General features: G+C 61.1%; 22 protein-coding genes, 2 tRNA genes and 1 riboswitch. Of the genes, 11 read left to right on the top strand and 13 right to left on the bottom strand.

Features of this window, described 5'->3' with window-relative positions; genetic code table 11:
- The 12 genes from ASF61_RS22680 to glyA all read right to left on the bottom strand — a co-directional run.
- On the bottom strand, window positions 1-132 hold a 132-nt coding region (locus ASF61_RS22680), incomplete at its 3' end, for a transposase (protein WP_156369494.1).
- A gap of 51 nt (window positions 133-183) precedes the next feature.
- The gene (locus ASF61_RS07555) at window positions 184-522 is read right to left on the bottom strand and encodes an Arm DNA-binding domain-containing protein (RefSeq protein ID WP_056153426.1); all 339 of its coding nucleotides are present in this window, start codon (window positions 520-522) and stop codon (window positions 184-186) included.
- A gap of 88 nt (window positions 523-610) precedes the next feature.
- Entirely contained in the window at window positions 611-1252 is a 642-nt protein-coding gene (locus tag ASF61_RS07550) for a riboflavin synthase (RefSeq protein WP_056153423.1), read from the bottom strand.
- 8 nt (window positions 1253-1260) lie between these two features.
- Window positions 1261-2370, bottom strand: a complete 1110-nt coding sequence (gene ribD, locus ASF61_RS07545; protein ID WP_056153421.1) for a bifunctional diaminohydroxyphosphoribosylaminopyrimidine deaminase/5-amino-6-(5-phosphoribosylamino)uracil reductase RibD — start codon at window positions 2368-2370, stop codon at window positions 1261-1263.
- Window positions 2371-2377: 7 nt separating this feature from the next.
- Window positions 2378-3589 carry a GspH/FimT family pseudopilin gene (locus tag ASF61_RS24450; RefSeq protein ID WP_307155889.1) on the bottom strand — a complete coding sequence of 404 codons (1212 nt, stop codon included), beginning with the start codon at window positions 3587-3589 and terminating at the stop codon, window positions 2378-2380.
- Between the two features lie 14 nt (window positions 3590-3603).
- Window positions 3604-4059, bottom strand: a complete 456-nt coding sequence (locus ASF61_RS07530; RefSeq protein WP_056153413.1) for a type IV pilin protein — start codon at window positions 4057-4059, stop codon at window positions 3604-3606.
- On the bottom strand, window positions 4056-6605 hold the full coding sequence (locus ASF61_RS07525; protein WP_229205755.1) for a pilus assembly protein: 2550 nt from the start codon (window positions 6603-6605) through the stop codon (window positions 4056-4058). Before ASF61_RS07525 ends, ASF61_RS07530 begins: the two co-directional genes overlap by 4 nt.
- Before the next feature lie 309 nt (window positions 6606-6914).
- A complete protein-coding gene (locus ASF61_RS07520) occupies window positions 6915-7409 on the bottom strand; it encodes a PilX N-terminal domain-containing pilus assembly protein (RefSeq protein ID WP_056153409.1) in 495 nt (164 codons plus the stop codon).
- A 3-nt stretch (window positions 7410-7412) separates the two neighbouring features.
- Window positions 7413-8363: a PilW family protein gene (locus ASF61_RS07515; protein WP_229205754.1), complete on the bottom strand. Its 951-nt coding sequence runs from the start codon at window positions 8361-8363 to the stop codon at window positions 7413-7415.
- A 149-nt stretch (window positions 8364-8512) separates the two neighbouring features.
- Window positions 8513-9085 (bottom strand): type IV pilus modification protein PilV, encoded by a 573-nt coding sequence (gene pilV, locus ASF61_RS07510; RefSeq protein WP_229205753.1) that lies wholly within the window; start codon window positions 9083-9085, stop codon window positions 8513-8515.
- Between the two features lie 186 nt (window positions 9086-9271).
- Window positions 9272-9742 (bottom strand): transcriptional regulator NrdR, encoded by a 471-nt coding sequence (nrdR, locus tag ASF61_RS07505; RefSeq protein ID WP_056153403.1) that lies wholly within the window; start codon window positions 9740-9742, stop codon window positions 9272-9274.
- 57 nt (window positions 9743-9799) lie between these two features.
- Window positions 9800-11047, bottom strand: coding sequence for a serine hydroxymethyltransferase (gene glyA, locus ASF61_RS07500; protein WP_056153400.1), 1248 nt, complete (start codon window positions 11045-11047; stop codon window positions 9800-9802).
- Between the two features lie 107 nt (window positions 11048-11154).
- Window positions 11155-11278, bottom strand: a riboswitch (ZMP/ZTP riboswitch).
- A 232-nt stretch (window positions 11279-11510) separates the two neighbouring features.
- Here glyA and ASF61_RS07495 point away from each other — a divergent pair.
- The 11 genes from ASF61_RS07495 to ASF61_RS22675 all read left to right on the top strand — a co-directional run bounded on the left by ASF61_RS07495 (window position 11511) and on the right by ASF61_RS22675 (window position 20147).
- Window positions 11511-12260, top strand: coding sequence for an SDR family oxidoreductase (locus ASF61_RS07495; protein ID WP_056153397.1), 750 nt, complete (start codon window positions 11511-11513; stop codon window positions 12258-12260).
- Between the two features lie 141 nt (window positions 12261-12401).
- Complete coding sequence (gene ybgC, locus ASF61_RS07490) at window positions 12402-12833, top strand: tol-pal system-associated acyl-CoA thioesterase (protein ID WP_056153393.1); 432 nt, start codon at window positions 12402-12404, stop codon at window positions 12831-12833.
- Window positions 12830-13522, top strand: a complete 693-nt coding sequence (gene tolQ / locus ASF61_RS07485) for a protein TolQ (RefSeq protein ID WP_056153390.1) — start codon at window positions 12830-12832, stop codon at window positions 13520-13522. The genes ybgC and tolQ overlap by 4 nt, the downstream gene beginning before the upstream one ends.
- Before the next feature lie 39 nt (window positions 13523-13561).
- Complete coding sequence (locus ASF61_RS07480; RefSeq protein WP_056153388.1) at window positions 13562-13999, top strand: ExbD/TolR family protein; 438 nt, start codon at window positions 13562-13564, stop codon at window positions 13997-13999.
- Window positions 14000-14012: 13 nt separating this feature from the next.
- Window positions 14013-14999 (top strand): cell envelope integrity protein TolA, encoded by a 987-nt coding sequence (gene tolA, locus ASF61_RS07475; protein WP_056153385.1) that lies wholly within the window; start codon window positions 14013-14015, stop codon window positions 14997-14999.
- Window positions 14999-16273, top strand: a complete 1275-nt coding sequence (gene tolB / locus ASF61_RS07470; protein ID WP_056153382.1) for a Tol-Pal system beta propeller repeat protein TolB — start codon at window positions 14999-15001, stop codon at window positions 16271-16273. Before tolA ends, tolB begins: the two co-directional genes overlap by 1 nt.
- Window positions 16274-16310: 37 nt before the next feature.
- Window positions 16311-16844, top strand: a complete 534-nt coding sequence (gene pal / locus ASF61_RS07465) for a peptidoglycan-associated lipoprotein Pal (RefSeq protein ID WP_056153378.1) — start codon at window positions 16311-16313, stop codon at window positions 16842-16844.
- Between the two features lie 105 nt (window positions 16845-16949).
- Window positions 16950-17705 carry a tol-pal system protein YbgF gene (gene ybgF / locus ASF61_RS07460; RefSeq protein ID WP_056153429.1) on the top strand — a complete coding sequence of 252 codons (756 nt, stop codon included), beginning with the start codon at window positions 16950-16952 and terminating at the stop codon, window positions 17703-17705.
- Between the two features lie 89 nt (window positions 17706-17794).
- Window positions 17795-17870: transfer RNA gene (locus ASF61_RS07455), tRNA-Lys, on the top strand.
- Window positions 17871-17883: 13 nt separating this feature from the next.
- Window positions 17884-17959 (top strand) — tRNA-Lys (locus ASF61_RS07450).
- A gap of 94 nt (window positions 17960-18053) precedes the next feature.
- A complete protein-coding gene (locus ASF61_RS22675) occupies window positions 18054-20147 on the top strand; it encodes an ATP-binding protein (RefSeq protein WP_156369493.1) in 2094 nt (697 codons plus the stop codon).
- Window positions 20148-20189: 42 nt separating this feature from the next.
- On the opposite strand, the gene ASF61_RS22670 is transcribed toward ASF61_RS22675, so the two are convergent.
- Window positions 20190-21257: a hypothetical protein gene (locus tag ASF61_RS22670; protein ID WP_082491308.1), complete on the bottom strand. Its 1068-nt coding sequence runs from the start codon at window positions 21255-21257 to the stop codon at window positions 20190-20192.
- Window positions 21258-21408: the final 151 nt, after the last annotated feature.

Raw genomic sequence — 21408 nt, 5'->3', positions numbered from 1 at the left:
CCAGCGGCGCATCAGCGATTCTCCGACGCCGATCGATCGACTGGCCTCCACGTGGCTGTATCCCTGATCCAATACCAAGCATGCTGCCTGCTGCTTGAGCTCAGGGGAAAATGTACGTCTTTGCTTGCTCATCAAACACCTCTCCATGGCGAGCATTCTCGCCTAAATCAGTGTCCGGGTACATTAGACCACTACAAAGGTATTGCTCAACAAATGCTGGCGCTCAAGCTTTAGCACCTTCTTTTCACGCGCAGGGTCTCCACCGTTTGCCAGGTTGGTACGGGCCTCCAAATGCTTTTTACGCGCTAACGAAAGCGCCACCTCCGGGTAGCGACCAAAAGTGACGGTGGCGCGCTTCCCACCAACCCGATAGTCGTATCGCCAGGACTTCAATCCCTTTTCGGTGACGTAGAGGTACAGCCCCTTCTCGTCGAAGAACTTCTGCGGCTTGCCTGTAACCTCTAGCGCTTTTACGGACCTATCCGTCAACTTGACGGTATTTTTTGATGTCGATGTATTCATACCGTCAATAATACCGCCATAGTTTCATTGGATCAACATGTCTTATGCTGTCCAGTGAAAGTATAGATCTTTGTTTCTTATAGGCTTTTCACTTTCCACCGATGACACTGGACACCGAAACCATCCGTTCTACGTAGCGGGCGATCAGGTCGATTTCGAGATTGACCCTGGCGCCCACCACCAGGTGCTTGAGCGTGGTCATGGCGATCGTATGCGGGATCAGGTTGATCGAGAACTGGCACACCAGGTCGGCGCCGGCGCCGATGTCGGTCACGCGGTTGACGGTCAGCGACACGCCATTGACCACGATCGAACCCTTGAAGGCCAGGAACTTGGCCAGGTCGTGCCCGGCTTCGATCACCAGTTCCCACGACTCGCCCACCGGTTCGAATTTGCGCACTACGCCCAGGCCATCGACGTGGCCGGACACCAGGTGGCCGCCCAGGCGTTCGTTCAGGGTCAGCGCTTTTTCCAAGTTGACCTCGGTGAGCGTGTCGAGGCCGACCGTGCAATTGAGGCTTTCGCGCGAGACATCGACGCGGAAGCTCGACGCATCTTTTTCCACCACGGTCATGCAGGCGCCGTTGATGGCGATCGAGTCGCCGAGCGCCACGTCTTCGAGCGGCAGGCCGCCGGCGTGGATGTCCAGGCGCACGCCTGCAAACGAGCCGCCTTCGAGCGGGGTGACCGAGGCGATTTTGCCGACAGCGGCAACGATTCCAGTAAACATAACAATTCTCAGGTAGGAGTGGAGGAACGGATAAAGCGGGCCAGCAGCCGCACGTCGGCGCCGATCTGCTGTATTGCATGAAATTTCAACGACTGTTTCTGCGACAGGTGGGACAGCGCCGGCAGCGCAAACATGCCTTGCGCATCGCCCAGCAGCACTGGTGCCAGGTAGACCAGCAGTTCGTCCACGCAGCCTGCCCGGATCAGCGAACCGTTCAGCTTGCTGCCGGCCTCGACGTGCAGTTCATTGATCTGGCGCCGGCCCAGCTCGCGCATCAGCTCGGGCAGGTCGACCTTGCCGGACGCATTGGGCAGCATGATCACCTCGTTGCCCATGGCGCGCAGCGCTGCGCTTTTTTCCGCATCGGGCACGGCAGCGACGATCCAGCTGCCGCCTCCCTGCAATATCCTGGCGGACGGGTCGATTTCAAGGCGGCTGTCGACGACGATGCGGATCGGCTGGCGCGGCGTATCGATGCCGCGCACATTGAGCTGCGGGTCGTCGGCCTTGACGGTGCCGATGCCGGTCAGGATGGCGCAGGCGCGCGCGCGCCATGCGTGCCCGTCGGCGCGCGCGGCGTCGCCGGTAATCCACTGGCTGGCGCCGTTGTGCAAGGCGGTCATGCCGTCCAGGCTGGCCGCAGTTTTCATGCGCACCCATGGCAGACCGCGCGTCATGCGCGAGAAAAAGCCGATATTCAGTTCGTGGGCCTGCTCGGCCAGCAGACCGCTGCTGGCCGCGATGCCGGCGGCGGCCAGTTTCGCCATGCCCTGCCCGGCCACCAGCGGATTCGGGTCTTCCATCGCTGCCACCACCCGCGCGAGGCCGGCGCGCACGAGCGCGTCGGCGCACGGCGGCGTGCGGCCATGGTGGCTGCACGGCTCGAGCGTGACATAGGCGGTGGCGCCGCGCACATCGTGGCCGCGCGCCTGCGCATCCTTCAGCGCCTGGATTTCCGCGTGGTCGCCGCCCACCTGCTGGGTGACGCCGGCGCCGATCACTACACCGTCGCGCACGATCACGCAGCCGATATGGGGATTCGGCGACGTGGTATAGAGGCCGCGCTCGGCCCAGGCCAGCGCCAGGGCCATGCCTTCCGTATCGTTATGGATACTCACGATGTCCTTATTCTGATGCGCCCGTGCAGGCGGCTTCTGCTGCCGGATCGCATACGCGCAGCCGGCCCAGCATATTGATCTTGATGTTGCGCGCATGCGCGCCGAGCGCCAGCGACAGCGTGCCCCAGCGGGCAGCCAGGCCGTTACCGGCATTGCATGTGCGACCGGCACTATTATAAGCAAGGTAGGACGGCGGCGCTTTGGAGGTAAAGGAAACGCTCATCCGCAAACCGGCCGGCAGCGGCCCGCGCTGGAAGATCGTCGTCTCATCGGCATCGGGCCGGCGATTGTCATTGGCATCGACAAACACGATCCAGCCGCCGCGCCAGTCGATGCCGCCGGGATCGAGCGGCGCCAGCATCACGATCCTGCCACGTGCGATCGCCTGCGCGCGCGCGAGATCGATGGCGGCCACCAGGTCGGCCACCGCCGCCCGCAACTGCTGGCGCTCGATCAGCTGCTGGTACGACGGCGCCGCGGTCGCGAGCAGGACGCCGGCGACCGCGAGCACGGTCAGCAATTCCACCAGCGTGAAGCCGGTCTCGGGTGTGGCGGTCGGTTTGGTCGAGGTTTTCATTTGGGTCGGGGCATTCATGCGGGTCGGGGCATTCATTTGGGTCGAGGCGCCAGGGCTGACCGCCGCGCCGAGCGGTGGCGAAGCGCGCTCTGCTAAAGAAGCGCCCGGTTTGAACGAAACGCGCATTCGAGGCGTGAAGCCGGCTTGCGCTGTGGCGCTCGGTTTGGTCGAGGTGCTCATTTCAGTGGAGGATTTCATTTGGGTTGAGGCGCCGTTGACCGTTGTGCTGATGTGCGCCGCATCGCGCTCTGCTGTCGAAGCGCCCGGCTTGAACGAAATGCTCATTTGAGGCGTGAAGACGGCTTGGGCTGTGGCGCTCGGTTTGGTGAAGGTACTTATTTCGGTCGAGGCTTTCATTTGGGTTGAGGCGCCGTTGACCGCCGCCCTGATGCGCGTCGCCTCGCACTCTAAAGTCGAGGCGCCCGGCTTGAACGAAATGCTCATGCGAGGCGTGAAGCCGACTTGCGCTGTGGCGCTCGGTTTGGTCGAGGTGTTCAATTGGGTCGAGGCGCCATGGTTGACCGCCGCGCTGATGCGCGCCGCACCGCGCTCTGCTGTCGAGGCGCCCGGATTGCACGAAATGCGCATTCCGGTCGCATCGCCTGGGTCGGTGGAAGCGCGCATCGGGGTGGCGGTGCTCATCGGCGCATCACCGTTTAACGCCAGCACGTGGTCTGCGGGCCGTCGGCCTGGCGCAGTCCGCTGCTGGTCCATCTCAGCTGGCCGCAGTCGGTATCGCGGAAACGGGCATCGACCCGCTGCGTGCCCGGTGTGGCCAGCAGTTGCACGCAGCTGTCGAGCGTGTGGCCGTCGCAGGCCTTGCCCGCGATCTCGTAGCCGCTGGCCGGCGCCGTGGCGCCGCTCCACCACTGGAAGCTGCGCACGTCCGGATCGTCGGCATCGACGTCGGCGCCAAAGGCGAGATAGCTGCCGTGCTGGGTGAAATAGCGCTCCTGCTGCAACATCAGCCGCTGCATCGTCGCCTGCGCCTCGTAGCGGCGGGTCCGCACCACGTGCTCGGTCCACAGCGGGGCGGCAACTGCAGCGAGCACCATCGCGATGATGGACACCACCAGCAGCTCGATCAGGGAAAAACCGCGCGGTGTATTCATGGCACCACCTTTTGTTCTTGCTGCAGCTGCTGCACGTGTTGTGCCTGCTGGACCTGCTGAAACTGCTGCACCCGTCGTTGCTGGCTTTGCTGCTGTTTCTGCTGCGCCTCGCTCCCCTGCTGCCCCGCCTGCGCAAGGTGCAGCTGACGCCAGTTGGCCACCTCGCGCCAGCTCAGGCGGCCGGCGCGCCGGTGGGTGTGGACCGTGCCCAGGACCGGTTCGGCCTGCGGACCGGCCAGGCCGATCGCGTAGTCCTGCGCGATATCCAACCTGCCGGTCGGTTCGCGCGCGGCCGGAGGCTTGACCGACGCTACCGGCAGCAACAGCGGACGCGGCAAATAGCGGGGCGTGTGCTCGGCAACGACCGGGGGCGCTGCATCCGGCGTGGGCGGCAGCCTGGCGCTGATGCTCTGCCCTGTCGCCAGGCCGGTCAGCACATTGAGCACGTAGGTGCGCCCATGGGCCGGCATGCATTCCGCAGGATGGTCCGGGTCAGCTGACGGCAGCATTGTGGTAAATGCCAGCGCGCCATTCAGCAGCACACCGCTGTCCAGGCTGCGCTCACCGGTGGCAGCGGACGCCAAAAGATCGACATACCAGCCCATGCTGCCCGCCTCGATGGCCTCGCCCTCGAGGGACAGGCGTTCGCTGGCAGGATCGCCGACGAGGATGCGGCGCGTCAGCTGGCGCCTGCCGGTGACGCGCTCGAGCGGCGTACGCACCGTGTCGCGGATGGCGTAATAGCTTTGCGGCGCGAACCGCGCCGGGTCCAGGTCGGCCTGTTCGATCAGCCGGCCCGTGCCGAACAACAGCAGATAGCCGCCATCGGCCGCGTACGCAACTTGCGGCTGCTGCGCGATCGGCTGGCGCCGGCCGCTGGCGTCGCGCGCGACGAACAGCAGCGATGCGGATCCGGTTCCGGCGTCCCCATCGGCGGACTTGCCGGCGGACTTGCCGGCGGCCTTGCCAGGTATAGCGCCGGCCAGGTCGAAGCGCCAGAGATTGCCTTGCAGGTCGCCCGCATAGGCGTACCGGGCAGCGCCCTCGGCATCGGCCACGATGGCCGGGGCATGCAAGGCATTGGGCAACGCCGGGTCCGCGATCGGTGCGGACAGGCGGTAGTAGTTGTCGCCGAGCCGCCAGGGTGCGTTGCGCGCCTTGTCCAGCGCCAGCAGGAACAGGGCGCCGTCGCCTGTGGCACTGGCATAACCATCGGCAGCATTATTATTCAAGCCGCTGGCGACGACAGCAAAGTGGCGATAGACGGGGACGCCGCCCTGCGTGCCCACGCGCAGCTTTGCCAGTTGCGGCGTGCCGGTGACGTTGCCCATCAGCGCATCGTGGCGGTCGGTAAATTCCCACAGCACACCGCCCTGTTCGGCGAAGTGCAGGGGATCGGTCACGTCGAGCGCGAACACGCCTTGCGCGCCGCCGCCCATGCCGGACACCAGCACCGTGCGGACGCTGGCGCCGATGCCGACATCGCCGGCGCGCGCCGGGCCATCGACGTAAGCGCGGTGCCGGTAGCCTGGATCGGCAAGCTGGAACAAGGCGTCGAACAGCGCAGCCGGCACATAGGAAAACACCTCGGCGCCGCCGCCGGCATCGAAGGCGTGCAGCATGCCATCGTTGGCGCCCAGGTAAATCATGTCGGTCCGCTGCGCAGCTGTCATCGACGCCGGGCCGGGCACGGTGGCCAGCGCCCGCGTCGGCACGTGAGACGGTGGCTGCCGTTCCTGCGACTGCGCCGCTGCGCTCTGCGCCACGAACACCGGGGTGCTGTGCACCGAGTCGCCCAGCACGCTGCTGCGGCGGCGGAACGATACGCCCTCCCCGCTGCGGTCGCCGCGCAGCCACGCCAGGCGTTGCGGGCCGCTGCCGTCGTGTGCTGGATCGAGCTGTGCCTGCTGCGCGGGCGACAGCGCATGCCATGTGAACGGCGTCATGGTCAGCGTGCCATCGGTCTCGACGATGGACGTGTAGAGCTGGCGGCGTTCGGGCGCAGGCGATGGCGGACGGCTGGCGCTGCCGGTCAGCAATGCACCGGCTTCCCATGCCGCCTGCTTAGCCTGCGACAAGCCGCCGGCCCCGGACGCCATGGCGTAGCGGCTAAAACTGCCGGACCAGTCGGCCGTAGTCATGGACGACTGGTACAGCGTACCGCTCTCATCAGGCCGGGCCGCAGCGTGCACCAGCGACGGACCGTCCACGCGCCCTGCATTGTCGGCCCGGCACGACGCTGCAAGCGGTTCGCCGGCAATCGCCAGCACCGGCGGCGCCGCGTGGACGCTGCTGACGGCCAACACCGCGCTGACCAACAGCCACCGGCAGCGGCGTGCATGGGCGCTGCCGCCAGCAAGCGCTGCGCTGACCAACAACCGCCGGACGCGGTGCGCGTGGGCGCTGCTGCCGGCAAACGCCGCGCGCACCGTCAGCCAACGGGCAAGGCGCGCGTGGAGGCTGCTGTAGTCGAGCACCAAGGCAGCCAGCCGCCGGGCCACGTTCCGGATCAGCAGCGCCGCGCGATGGCGGGCGAGGTCGATCACGCGAGCCGGACGCCCGGCACTGGCTCGCGCGCTACCGTGCGGGCGGCACGGGACCCAAAGGTTACCTCGGGCGGCAGAATAGCGGCATCGCGCAGGCCGAAGATCTGCGCGACGGCGCCCGGCGGCCAACCACTGCCGCACTACCGGCGCCAGGCGCCAATGCATGCAGGTCCACATGATTCCTCCATCATTGCGGTAAAGGGACCTCGAAACACCTGCTGCGCGACACGCTATCGCCTCTCCGTTGCTCAGCGTATCTCCGTACGCTTGCGCTACTCAAGACGATAGCGGGCCGCTCGCTATGGTGTTTCAAGGTCCCGGTAAGTACACACTTTGCAACACCACTTCCACGCCCGGTGTGGGACCGAAACCGATCGCCGTGACCCGGTAACAGGCCTGCGGCGCGGAGGCGTCGGCGCCGGGCTGGTGACATGCCAGCAGCTCGACGATGTAGCGCGGCTTTTTGCGCGGCAATGCACCCTGGCCGGTTGCCATGGCGGCGCCCGTCGTGGCGCCGTATTCGGTCGTGCAGGCGCCGCCCGCTTCTCCACCGAGGTCGGCCCGCTGCCAGGCCGGGTCCGCCTCGCAAGCGCCATGCGCAACGACCGCGCTGCCGTCGTCGATGGCGCGCTCGGCATCGGCCAGCGCCTCTTCGGCTGCCCGAAACGCCACTTCGCGGTCGCGCTCGGCGCGCGCGGACTGCTCGTCCTGCACACCGAGGCGTGCCGCCGACGCGCCCAGCACCATGACCAGCAACATCATGACCAGGCACACCACCACCGTGACGCCGCGTTGCGCGCGCATGGCTCACCCGCTGCGGTTGCGCAGTGCGACCGTCAGGCCCACCAGGCGCCGCGCCTGCCAGCGCTGTGCCTGCGGGATCTGCGCTTCCAGAACCTGCGTGCCGCGATCCTGGCCGCCGTTGCCGGCATAAGCCGGACCGAACAGATCGAACTGCATGGCGCGGGTATCGCTGCGGGTATTGCCGTCGCCATGCAGCAGCAGGGCCAGGCGGACGGTGCACACGCGCTTCCAGTGGCTGCGCCGCTGCAGGTCGCGCTGTTGCGCCTCCGCGGTCGCGCCGGCCGGCACCAGTGCAGCATCGAGCGCGCGGATGGCGCTGGCGTTCAGATAGCGGTTGGGCACACCGTCGGCCGGCTGGTCGGTATCGAGGCCGTACAGCACCTGGAACGAATCGACACCGCGCACGATGGCGTCCGCACCCCAGTTGCCGTTGCCCAGGTATTTGCAGCGCAATTCGCCGTTGCCGGCGTCATCGAGTGCGACATAGAAAATGCTCCAGCCGAGCGCATCATCGTCGCTTGGCGCGGCCACGCCGAAGCCGCCGCAGTTGACGCTGGAACCGTCGCCGCTGACGCCCTGCCCGTGACCGGCAAAACGCACGGCCAGCACGTCGCTGCCGTTGGCCACGGCCGGCAGCGGCACGGCAATGCCGTCGCTGGACCTGGACAGGCTGCGCGCATCCCAGCCGGTGATGGCGGGCGCTGCATCGTCGCCGATGGCGACCGGTGCGGTCGTGCTGTCCCAGTTGACGTAAGCGCCCTGGCGCACCGCCTGCGCCAGGATGTCCAGCGCGGCGCGGCCGCTGTCGTCGAGCAAGGCGCTTTCGGCGTGATGGCGGTAATTGCCGGCCGACGCCAGCAGCAGGCTGGCGGCGAGCAAGGTCAGCAGCAAGCCCAGGCCGGTGGCCAGCAATAGCTCGACCAGGCTCCAGCCCTGCTGGCGCGCACGGGTCAACGCTGTTGTCGCTGTTATCGCAGGCGCCGCAGTTATCGCAGACATCGCAGTTGTCGCAGTCGTCGCAGTTATCGTAGGCGTCGCAGTCGTCGCAGCTATCGTAGGCGTCGCAGTCGTCGCAGCTATCGTAGGCGTCGGAGTCATGGCAGTCACCGCAGCCCGATGGTCAGCGCCACGCCGGGCGCGTACTGGCCGGCGCGATCGGTCTGCGGCGTGCCGTCGGCGCGCTTGCCGCGCCAGCCGACCTTGACGACCAGCGGCGCACCGGCGCCGCCGCTGCACGGCCACGACAGCACGCCGCCCTGCCACAGGCCGGCGTCGCGGCAGATCACCACGCGTCCGCCCGGCAGGCGGGCGCGCAGCGCAGACTTGATGTCGTAGAGGTCGAACCAGGCCAGCTGCGACGGATCGCAGGGCGCCGCGTGGCACGACACGGCCGGCGGCGCAGGTGGCGGCTGGTCGAGCGCATCGTAGTCGAGCGTGAGATAGGGATTGACGCCGTCGGGCAGCTGCAGTTGCGACGGATTGGCGCGCAGGCGCTCGGCCGCATCGGCCGCCAGCAGCGATGCCTGCGCCAGCAAGGCGCTCTGGTGGCGCGCGCGCATGGCGGCCAGCTGCATCGAGACGCCGCCGACGATGCCCACCGCCAGCACGAACACGGCGACCAGCACCTCGACCAGGGTAAAGCCTGCAGCCGACCACAACTGTTGACGCGCACGCACGGTACACCTCCGCTGAACGGGACAGTGTTCGACGTTAGCAGCCGTTTATGGCGCGAAGATGAGGTGCATCAAGCGTGCGCACGGGTTCGCCGGCTTGACAGCGGTAGAGCTCGCTGTCAGGCGATCACGGCGGTTATAACAGACAGGGGCTGCAGCGCGCCCGGGAAGGCAGTGCAGGCGCTGCGCTCAGGCCTTGCGCGGCTTGCTTTCCTCGCCCACTTCGGCGATCGCATTCTGGAACTCGGCCAGGTCTTCGAAGTTTTTATACACGGACGCGAAGCGGATATACGCGACCGTATCGAGGCGCTGCAATTCCTGCATCACCAGTTCGCCGATGTAGCCGGTGTCAACTTCGCGCAGGCCGCTGGTGAGCAGCTTTTCCTTGATGGACGCCACCGCGGCATCGACGGCAGGCGCCGCCACCGGACGCTTGCGCAGGGCCAGCGACAGGCTGCCGCGCAATTTGTCAGACGAGTATTCGGTACGGCTGCCGTTCTTCTTGACCACGGCCGGCATCACCAGCTCGATGCGCTCATACGTGGTAAATCGTTTATCACATTTCGTGCAGCGACGGCGGCGACGGATGGCGTCCCCTTCCTCGGATACGCGCGTATCGAGCACCTGGGTATCGTCATGCTGGCAGAACGGACATTTCATATGCGCCACGGGAGGTGAAACGGCGCGCCGGCCGGTATAGCGGGCGCGCCGGGGGGATTACTTGGCGTAGACCGGGAACTTGTCAGCCAGCACTTTAACAGCCGCTTTGACGCGCTCGATGGTGGCGGCGTCGTGCGGGTTGTCCAGCACGTCGGCGATCAGGTTGCCCACTTCTTCTGCTTCGGCTTGCTTGAAACCACGGGTGGTCATCGCTGGTGAACCGAGGCGGATACCGGAGGTCACGAACGGCTTTTGCGGGTCGTTCGGGATGCCGTTCTTGTTGGTGGTGATGTGGGCGGTGCCCAGGATCGCCTCGGCTTCCTTGCCGGTCAGGTTTTTCGGACGCAGGTCCACCAGCATCACGTGCGATTCGGTGCCGCCGGAGACGATGCGCAGGCCGCGCTTGATCAGGGTCTTGGCCAGCACGTCGGCGTTGGCCACCACCTGCTGCTGGTACGCCTTGAATTCGGGCGTCAGCGCTTCCTTGAAGGCCACGGCCTTGCCGGCGATGACGTGCATCAGCGGACCGCCCTGGATGCCGGGGAAGATGGCCGAGTTGATGATCTTCTCGTGCTCGGCCTTCATCAGGATGATGCCGCCGCGCGGGCCGCGCAGCGACTTGTGCGTGGTCGAGGTGACGAAGTCGGCGTGCGGCACCGGGTTCGGGTACAGACCGGCAGCGATCAGGCCGGCATAATGGGCCATGTCGACCAGGAAGTAGGCGCCGACAGCCTTGGCCACGGCAGCGAAGCGTTCGAAGTCGATTTTTTTCGAGAACGCCGAGGCGCCAGCGATGATCAGCTTGGGCTTGTGTTCCTTGGCCAGCGTTTCCATGGCGTCGTAGTCGATGTCTTCGTCGGCGGTCAGGCCGTACGACACCACGTTGAACCACTTGCCGGACATATTGAGCGGCATGCCGTGGGTCAAGTGGCCGCCTTCGGCCAGCGACATGCCCATGATGGTGTCGCCTGGTTTCAGCACCGCAAAGAACACGCCCTGGTTGGCCTGCGAGCCCGAATTGGGCTGGACGTTAGCCGCTTCGGCGCCGAACAGCTGCTTGACGCGGTCGATCGCCAGTTGCTCGACCACGTCCACGTATTCGCAGCCGCCGTAGTAGCGCTTGCCCGGATAGCCTTCTGCGTACTTGTTGGTCAGCTGCGAGCCTTGCGCTTCCATCACCGCCGGCGAGGTGTAGTTTTCCGACGCGATCAGTTCGATGTGGTCGTGCTGGCGGGTGTTCTCGTGCTGGATGGCGCCGAACAGTTCCGGGTCAACGCTGGCGAGGGTGTGATCTTTTGCGAACATGAAAAAACTCCAATCAATGAGTAACGTGATGACTACGTTGTTGCAGGCAGGTTGATCGAATGAGGGAAGCCGGAGCGGACAGGCAGCCTCGTTCGTACATTCCATCGAAGGGCTGCCCAGGCGAACGGCTGTTGAAATCTCACGTTTCCCGATGGATGTCCATCTTTCGCCGATTGATCCGCGCACCATTCTGGGGCCGATCGCAGCTTTTCGCCAGTTACGTGAGACGTAATGGAACCGGAATTGTAATTTATGCGCCAGATTTGAGCAAATCCGGCCCAGCCCCGCTGCCGGGCACGCGGCCCTGGTCTGGCCATAATAGCTGCCAGGCGATGACTGCCGACGCCGCCGGCAGCAGCGGACCCGTGCCGCCAGGCGCTCACTCTTGGCGCCAAGCAATTTCATTGATTTCAGCTACAATTTTGCCATCGCCCTACCACGCTCCACTCATGAAGGAACTTCCATGATCGTTTTCATCACCGGCGCCTCGGCCGGCTTTGGCGCCGCGATGGCGCGCATCTTCGTCCAACATGGCCACCGGGTGCTGATCGCCGGCCGCCGCGCCGAGCGCCTGCAGGCGCTGGCTGCCGAACTCGGCGACGCCGCCCTGCCGGTCGTGCTCGATGTCACCGACCGCGCTGCGATCACGGCAGCGCTGGCCGGACTGCCCGAGGGCTGGCGCCAGATCGACGTGCTGATCAATAACGCCGGCCTGGCGCTCGGCGTGACGCCGGCCCAGCAATCGTCGCTGGAAGACTGGGACACCATGATCGCCACCAACATCAGCGGCCTGGTCGCCATGACCCGCGCCATCCTGCCCGACATGGTCGCGCGCGGCAGCGGCACCGTCATCAACATCGGCTCGGTGGCCGGCGATACGCCCTACCCCGGTGGCAATGTGTACGGCGCCACCAAGGCCTTCGTCGAACAGTTCACGCTCAATCTGCGCGCCGACCTGGTGGGCACCGGCGTACGCGCCACCAACCTGGCGCCCGGCCTGTGCGGCGGCACCGAGTTTTCCAACGTGCGCATGAAGGGCGACGATGCCGCAGCTGCCAAGGTCTATGAGGGCACCACGCCGCTGACCGCCGACGATATCGCCAACACCGCGTACTGGATTGCCACCCTGCCCGCGCACATCAACATCAACCGCATCGAGATGATGCCGACCTGCCAGGGTTATGGTCCGCTCAACATCAAGCGCACGGCCTAGGCGGCAGCCCGGCGAGCGCACAGCAAAACTTAAGTGACGCTGAATCGGGAACGGCAAGGATGGATTTCATGCATCCATCCTGCATCCAGAGCAACAAATTGACGTAGAATATTGCTCAATCTTATTTGCAGTCAATACAACATGTCAGCACAATTCGACTGGAATGTCCGCGTCTACTACGAAGACACCGACGCCGGCGGGATCGTTTATTACGCCAATTACCTGAAGTTCTACGAGCGCGCCCGCACCGAGTGGCTGCGCCACCTCAATGTGAACCAGCGCGCATTGCAGCAGGAACACGATGTGTTGTTCGTCGTCAAAACCGTCGGCGCGGAGTATCATGCGCCTGCAAAACTGGACGACGTCATAAAATTAACACTTTCTATCCAAAAACTGGGCCGCGCATCGGTGGTCTTCCAGCAGCAGGCATGGTGCGGCGAGCAATTGCTCAATTCGGCACAGGTAACGATTGCCTGCGTCGATACGGCCATGCGCTTGCACCCGATACCGAGCGCCGTGGCTGAAAAAATGCGTCACTACGTAAATCCGACTGATCAGACTGATAAACAATGAACGTCACTCAAGACCTCTCTTTCATCTCCCTCATCACCAATGCCCACCTGATCGTGCAACTGATCATGGGCTTGCTGCTCATTATCTCGCTGGTCAGCTGGACGTATATCTTCAGCAAGCTGTTCGCGGTGCGCGCTGCGCGGCGCCAGACGATAGAGTTCGAAAAGACGTTCTGGGCCGGCGGCAACCTGCACGCGCTGCACCAGAACGCAGGCAAGGACCGCGCCAACAGCGGCCCGCTGGCGCGCATCTTCGAAGCCGGCATGGGCGAATTTATCAAGAGCAAGGCTGCCTACGCCAGCGGCCGTGACGCAATGGACCACGGCGCCATCCTCGACGGTTCGCGCCGCGCCATGCGCGCCGCCTTCCAGCGCGAGATGGACGTGCTCGAATCGCACCTGGCCTTCCTGGCGTCGGTCGGTTCCGTATCGCCGTACATCGGCCTGCTCGGTACCGTGTGGGGCATCATGAACGCGTTCCGCGGGCTGGCCAATGTGCAGCAAGCAACGCTGGCAGCGGTTGCACCCGGCATTGCAGAAGCGCTGATCGCCACCGCCATCGGCCTGTTCGCGGCAATTCCTGCCGTGGTCGCCTACAACCGCTTCTCGCACGAAGTGGACCGCCTGGCGATCCGCTTCGAAAGCTTTGTCGAAGAGTTCTCCAACATCCTGCAACGCCAGTCGCGCTGAGCGCGGGCGGTTGCAATAACCCGATAAGGCAGAACGATCATGGCTTCTTCTTTCAACAGCAGCATGCGCGGCGGCCGTGGCCGCAAGCTCAAGTCCGAGATCAACGTCGTCCCCTACATCGACGTGATGTTGTGCCTGCTGATCATTTTCATGGTCATGCCGTCGGCCAACGATGCGTCGGTGGTGAACCTGCCGCAGGCCGAAAAATCGACCAAGCCGCCCAGCGACTACGTGCAGATCGTCATCAAGCCGAACGGCGCGCTGTCGATCGGCGTCAAGGGCAAGGATGCCGATGCGCCGGAAACGGCGCCCAGCCGCGACGCGCTGGTGAAAAAGCTGCGCACGCTGCATGACGCCCATCCCGACTACCCGGTGCTGATTTCGGGCGACAAGGAAAGCAAGTACGACGACGTGATCCAGCTGATCTCGGAAGCGAAAAAAATGGGCATTACCCGCGTGGGCCTGGCCACCCAATAAGACTGTGCAGAACATGAATCCCCCTACCGCAGGCGGCCCGTACAAGGTGCCGCGACAACACAACGGCTTGCGCGCGGCGATACTGGCGGTATCGGTGCACGTCGTGCTGCTGCTGTTCCTGTGGGTGGGCGTGAGCTGGCAAAACTCCGAGCCGACCGAAGTCCAGGCAGAAATCTGGGACATGAAGGTGCAGGACGCCGCCCCCGCCGCCCCGCCGGAACCGCAACCCGAACCCGATCCGACCCCGGCGCCCGAGCCGGAACCTGTGCCGCCGCCCGTGGTCAAAGCGCCACCACCGCCGCCGGTGGAAGCGCCGCCCGCGCCGAAGGAACCGGACATTGCCCTCGAACGCCTGAAGGAAAAGAAGAAAAAGCTCGAGGAAGAGAAGAAGCTGGCGGAAGCAAAAGAAGCCAAGCTGAAGAAAGAGGCGGAAGAGAAGCAGGCCAAGCTCGAAGCCAAGCTCGAGGCTAAAAAGCTCGAACAGAAAAAACTCGCCGAGCAAAAAGCCCGCGAAGATCAAGAGGAAAAAGAGCAGCAAGAGAAAGAGAAGAAACTCGCCGCCGAGGCTGCCAAGAAAAAGGCCGCCGCCGAAAAACTCGCCAAGGAAAAAGCCGACAAGGCCGACAAGGCGGCCAAGGAAAAAGCGTTTGCAGCGGAAATGAGCCGGATTACCGGCTCGGCCGCCAAGGGTTCGACCGGCACGGCCGCACAATCGACCGGCGGCAAGGTCGATGGCGGCTACGCGGCAGCCATCCGCACCAAGGTGAAAAGCAACCTGGTGTACGGCGGCACCGACGACAGCCTGACCGCGACGTACAAGATTACCCAGTTGCCGACTGGCGAAATCATTGGCGTACGCAAGGTCAAGGGCAGCGCCTCGCCGGCGTACGACAGTGCGATCGAGAACGCAATTGCCAAATCGTCACCGCTGCCCAAGAAAAAAGATGGTACGGTAGAGCGCGAAATCGAACTCGTATTCAATATGAAGGAAATGCATTAATGAAAACCAACATCAAACACATCATGTTGTATGCCGGCCTGACCATTGCGGCCACCATGGGCAGCGCCCAGGCGCAGATGCGCATCGAGATTTCGGGCGCCGGCAGCAACCAGATTCCTGTGGCCGTGGCCGGTTTTGCCAACGAAGGCGTGGCGCCGCAGATGGTGTCGGCCATCATCAAGGCCGACCTCGAACGCAGCGGCGCCTTCAAGATCATCGACGCCGGCGTGATCACCGACGTCAACAACGTCGATTACAGCGGCTGGAAAGCCAAGGGCGCCGATGCGCTGGTGGTCGGCACCGTCAACGCCATGGCCGACGGCCGCTACGACGTGCGCTACAAGCTCTACGACACCGTCAAGCAATCGCAGATCTCCAACCTCGACAAGGCCGTCACGGCCCAGTTCACCCGCCTGTCGGCGCACTTGATCGCCGACGACGTGTTCTTCAAGCTGACCGGCGTGCGCGGCGCCTTCTCCACCCGCATCTCCTACGTGAAGCAGGAAGGCCGCAGCAATATGCTGATGGTGGCCGACGCCGACGGCGAAGGCGAGCAGCTGGCGCTGCGCTCCAACGAGCCGATCATTTCGCCATCGTGGTCGCCGGACGGCACCAAGGTCGCCTATGTGTCGTTCGAGCAGAAGAAGCCGGTGGTCTACGTGCAGAACCTGGTCACGCGCGCGCGCACCGTGATCGCGAACGAAAAAGGCAATAACTCGGCACCATCGTGGGCGCCGGACGGCAGCAAGCTGGCCGTGGCGCTGTCGAAGGACGGCAACTACGAGATCTACACCGTCAACGCCGACGGCAGCAACCTGCGCCGCCTGACCAGCAATAACGCCATCGATACCGAGCCACAATGGTCGGCCGATGGCCAGAGCATCTATTTCACCAGCGACCGCAGCGGCGGCCCGCAAATTTATCGCATGAGCGCCAGCGGCGGCGACGCCAAGCGCGTGACCTTCTCCGGCACCTACAACACCAGCCCGCGCATCTCGTCGGACGGCAAGACCCTGGCCTATATCTCTCGCCGCGACGGCAACTTCCAGCTGTACGTGCTCGACCTGGGCAGCGGCCAGGAGCAGCGTCTGTCGGACACGACCAGCGACGAGTCGCCGAGCTTTGCCCCGAACGGCAAGTACATCATGTACGCCACCACGGCGGGCAGCCGCAAATCGCTGGCCGTGGTCTCGGTCGATGGCCGTGTGAAGCAACGCCTGACTACGCAGGCGGGCAACATCAAGGAGCCCACCTGGGGTCCGTTCATGCAGTAAAAACAACGCCAACAACTAACGTTACTAGGAGAAACCCATGCGCCAACTCAGCAGCTTAGCCCTCGTCCTGACCACTGCAGCGATCCTGTCGGCCTGCTCGTCGACCCCGATCAAGGAAAACACCCCGCCGCCAGTGGTTGAGCGTCCAGCCACCGGCCAGTCGCCGGCGCAATCGGATACCCGCACCGTGGCGCCGGTGGAAACCAAGTCGCTCGATCCGCTCGACGATCCGAAAGGCGTGCTGGCCAACCGCAGCGTGTACTTCGACTTCGACAGCTACACCGTGCGCGCCGATGGCCGCCCGGTGGTGGAAAACCACTCGGCCTATCTGACCAAAAACAAATCGCGTCAGATCCTGATCCAGGGTAACACCGATGACCGCGGCGGGTCCGAGTACAACCTGGCCCTGGGTCTCAAGCGCGCCGAAGCCGTGCGTAAAGCCATGACCACGCTGGGCGTGTCGGACTCGCAGATCGAAGCCGTTTCGCTGGGCAAAGAGAAGCCGAAAGCCACCGGCACCGACGAAGCTGCACGCGCCGAAAACCGCCGCGCGGACATCGTCTACAAGTAATTTGTCTTTGGCCTGGTCACAGGCATAATACGGGGCGGTGCCCGGACTGTGGTCAAGGTCCCGGCACCGCCCCGTTTCCATTTTGATTTGCTGAAAGCGCCCGACATGATGAAACTCTCCCAATCCGGCGTCGCCGCCGCCGTGCTGGCTGCAATGACCTGGCTGCCGCTGCAAGCCCATGCCGGCCTGTTCGACGATGATGAAGCCCGCAAAGCCCTGCTCGATCTGCGCGCCAAGGTCGATGCGCTGCGTACCGAAGTCAACACCCGCCTCGACGCCAAGTCCGACAAGTCCAGCACCCTGGACCTGGTCACTCAGAACGACAACACCACGCAGGAAATCGCCAAGCTGCGCGGCCAGATCGAAGTGCTGTCCAACGAAGTATCGATGGCGCAGAAACGCCAGCGCGACCTGTACACCGACCTCGACACCCGCCTGCGCAAGCTCGAACCGCGCGAAGTGAACGTGGACGGCAAGACCGCCCAGGTCGATCCGAACGAAGAACGCAGCTACGACGCCGCCATGACCCAGTTCAAGGCTGGCGACTACAAGGCCGCCGGCGACGCCCTGGCCGCCTTCGTGCGCCAGTACCCCGCGTCCGTGTATACCCCGAACGCCCAGTACTGGCTCGGCAACTCGTTCTACGCCCAGCGCGACTGCAAGAGCGCCATCGCGGCCCAGCAAGTGGTGCTGAAGAACTACGCCGACAGTCCGAAAGCACCGGACGCCATGCTCAACATCGCCAGCTGCCAGACCGAGCTGAAAGACAAGGCCGCCAAGAAAACGCTGCAGGACCTGATCAAGCAGTTCCCCGACTCGCAGGCAGCCGTCACGGCCAAGCAGCGCCTGAGCGGCAAATAAGTTGTCGGGATGAGGCGGCCGGACAAATAAATTGTCCGAGCGGCATTTGACAGGATGCATCGAAACATCCTATAATCTCGCTTCTTCGGGGGTCGTTAGCTCAGCTGGTAGAGCAGCGGACTTTTAATCCGTTGGTCGCAGGTTCGAATCCCGCACGGCCTACCACCGAAGCCCCCTTGGGTCGTTAGCTCAGCTGGTAGAGCAGCGGACTTTTAATCCGTTGGTCGCAGGTTCGAATCCCGCACGGCCTACCAAGAATTATCAAGGAAGCCCACGAATTTCGGTTCGTGGGCTTTTTTGTTTCTGGTCCATTTCTGGTCCATTTCTGGTCCTCTAGCCAACTTCCTTGTGCCCGACACGTATCGTCACCAGGCGTTGCTTGAAAAAATTGTATTCTTAAGTAGCAACATTGGTGAGCAGCATGCTAGGATGAACTTTTGCCTGCCATCACTTTGCGCTATGAATACAACATCTATTGACGGATACGATCCTCTTAGCTTCTTCGAATCGCATGCCAATGGCAGTGCCAACTCGAACCACATCTATGAAACCGCTATTAAGGGGAACGTACTTAATATACTCAAGTCATATACAGGTTTCTTCGATATCTTATGCGAGCCTATACAGAACGCGTTAGACGCTTGCGAAAAGCAATGGCGGCTGGATAGCACCTATGTGCCTAAAATCCGCATCGAGATCAGTATACAAGAGCAAACAGTCGAGGTACTTGATAACGGTACAGGGATGACGGCAACGCAATTCGCACACTGCTTTACGCCAAACGTCTCCTACAAAAAAGGCGAGCGGTTACGTGGACAGAAAGGAGTCGGTGCAACTTTCCTTGCTTATGGGTTCAATTATGTGCAACTTAAAACTAAATGCGACGGAGAGCGTCGTGCAGCGATTCTGCGTCAGGGCCGCCAATGGGCAGAAGATGGAAATAATTTCGTGCCACGCCCTAAGTTGGAGGAATTGAAGACGTTCAACTGCGACTGGCTAGATCGCCAAGTAAGCGGAACCTCTATCCTCATCAAGCTGACCAGCTCGACAAATGAGAAACCTAAGGACTTAGGTTGGTGCGGTGCGACGAATGCCGAGCAATGGATGACCCTTTTACGTATTCTCACACCGCTCGGTGGTATTTATATCGAACATTCTGAATTTAAGCCAACGGTAGAAATAAGCGTTACAGACAGGTCGGGAACACAAACGGGCACGAGTATTGTAAATCCGGAGTATTTCTACGTTCACGATATTGACGGCGTACGTAGTGTAGATCTGAGTAGTATTCGCGATGCTCTTTCATCTATCGATGGGGACCCGGCACATAAAGCATCCCGCATTCCGGACAGATTTAAAAACATCGAATGTCTTTGGGACTTTTGGGATGCGAAAACCTTATTATCAGAAAAAGGTTTAGACAAACTAAATGATGAACAAAAGGCATTAATTGAACAACATTGCGTCACTGTTTATGGCGGCTTTGTCTCTACATTAGATATATTTGACGCTTTTAATAGAAAACTGGGTGTAAATGAGCGATTCAAATATCTACGCGGCGGCTTACAGTTAGCGACTGATTCGATGCCACAAGGGGAGCTGCTCGTAATTCCACTTAAACGATATATAGGTTATCAACGAAACGCACATATCGTTGTTCATTTTAAAGATGGCAATCCCGACCTAGGGCGGAAAGTTTTTCAACCAGAATTGCGCGCATTAGCTGAAGAGATCGCTGAAAAGATCACGAACGTATTTATTACTTATCGAAATTTACTAAAGCCAGATTCCGGAGCGATACCTACCCTATTACCGGACAAAGAATTACATGTGTGGAAGCGTGCCCAAGAGGACTGGAGAGACAAGCATCCCCTAAATCTCACAGGAACATGGCCAACTACAAGCTATATCTCTGCCCCTCAAGAGGAACAGGATGTAATTGCGCTCTACCACCAACTTATCGGAGCAGGCCTTATTCGTGGCATAAACTTCTATGGGTCGAAGGTGAATGAACGATATGATGCCTTGGTAGAAATGAACTACTCTGACGACACTGTGCAATATCACCCGGCTTCCTGTCCGCTGGGCGTAACAAGTGCTATCGATTTTCCTTATAATTCCGAGCCAAAAATCCTTGAATACAAGTTTGACCTAGATGCGTTATTCAGAGATTTCGATGCATCCATTAAATTTGCGAAGCATGTGGACTTTATTGTATGTTGGAAAGCGAGTCTTCAAGTCAAGAACGGATTTTCCATTCACTCCTATTTGGTAGATGACCAGGGCGTAAGGCGGGTGTTCTATGGAGCAACTCACCGCCTAGAACAGGCAGGCTCGGGCCATTTTATGGAAGTTGTTATTTTAGAAGAACTACTAAATTACCTGGCAAACAAGACCCAGGAATCAGCAAATCAAAAAGTAAAATATCGTCTTTACGATTAGTGAATCGCGAGATTGATCCCGCCTCATTGCAACGAGGCGGCATCAGTATTCTTGCGCGTGAATTATTAAGTGATCAGTATCAGATGCTACTTTGAATTTCTCATACAACTCCGCCAATTCCTCATAACTTACTATCCGCGACCCTACTTTTTCAGCAGAGAATAAATATTCAAATGCCTCACCAGAAAGCGAAGTTTTTCGAATTTTCTTGTACTCCAACACTGGAGTACCTCGTTCAGTGATCGTCTTGCAATTGTCGATCTGACATAGAGGTATATGTTCGCCACTGCTAATGAATTTTTGATCTGCATTTTGCAGCTTATCAGTAGGTCTAAGAAATGCTGCACAGTGCGGGAATCGGTACCCTGACTCAGCTTTATCACTTTTACACAAATAATTTCCGCATGCGAAAGTACGCATTTTATCAAGCTGCTGTAGAAGCCTAGGGTCAGTGAGCCGTAGAGTTCGATTTTCCCAAATTTTATACTGCACAATTACAATACTGGCTTCTTCCTGATCAATGGAATGTCTTTCATAAATAACATCAGCCCCCGTGACCTGCTCAGGCTTGTCAGGGTGCAGGACACGAACTCTCAACATCCCACCATCGGGCAATTCAAAATCCCGTCTTGCCTGCCCGGCCCCCATTTCTAGTAGCCCCTTTGCCACAGCGGTAGCATCGCGGAAAATCAATTGATTTTCCGTATGGGCAGGCGGGTCTAACTCATTCTTAGCATTAACTAGCGTTTTCAGTCGCCCCTTTAACTGGTCGACCCTACTCCTATCCTTGCTGATCTTGGCTATCTTTAATAAGCCTTCATACTCCTCTATTTCCGGAAGCAAAAGCTCTAACGCAGTAATTGATACACCATTTTTTTCGCTTCTCAGCCGAGCCCTTTGCCGAAATTCTTTAGTGGTATCGGATTCACGAACTCGACGAAGAACGCTGTTCTCTTGTCCGAGCAAGGCTGGATAGAGTTCCCCACCAAAATTCAAAGCATCGTTGTAAGTAGCTTTTGCCAAATCTCCTTTAGTCGAGATTTTCAGTAGCTCGCGGAAGGCATTTAACGCAATCCACTCAGAATCAATGCGGCTCTCTTGCAGTTCCATATTTTCCATCTCGAATTTAAACGAAATCAAAATTCTTATTTTTTATATATTATTTGAATCGCCACGACAATTGTAGACACTCCTGAGCCATAATATCGGACCCAAGGAGAATGTATGAGTGGCAAGCGGTACACAGAAGAATTCAAGATAG

Origin of the sequence: Duganella sp. Leaf126, assembly GCF_001423125.1 — a bacterium.
Lineage (GTDB): Bacteria > Pseudomonadota > Gammaproteobacteria > Burkholderiales > Burkholderiaceae_D > Rugamonas.
Note: the sequence above shows the minus strand (reverse complement) of the source record. Positions and strands in the feature narration are given on the sequence as shown.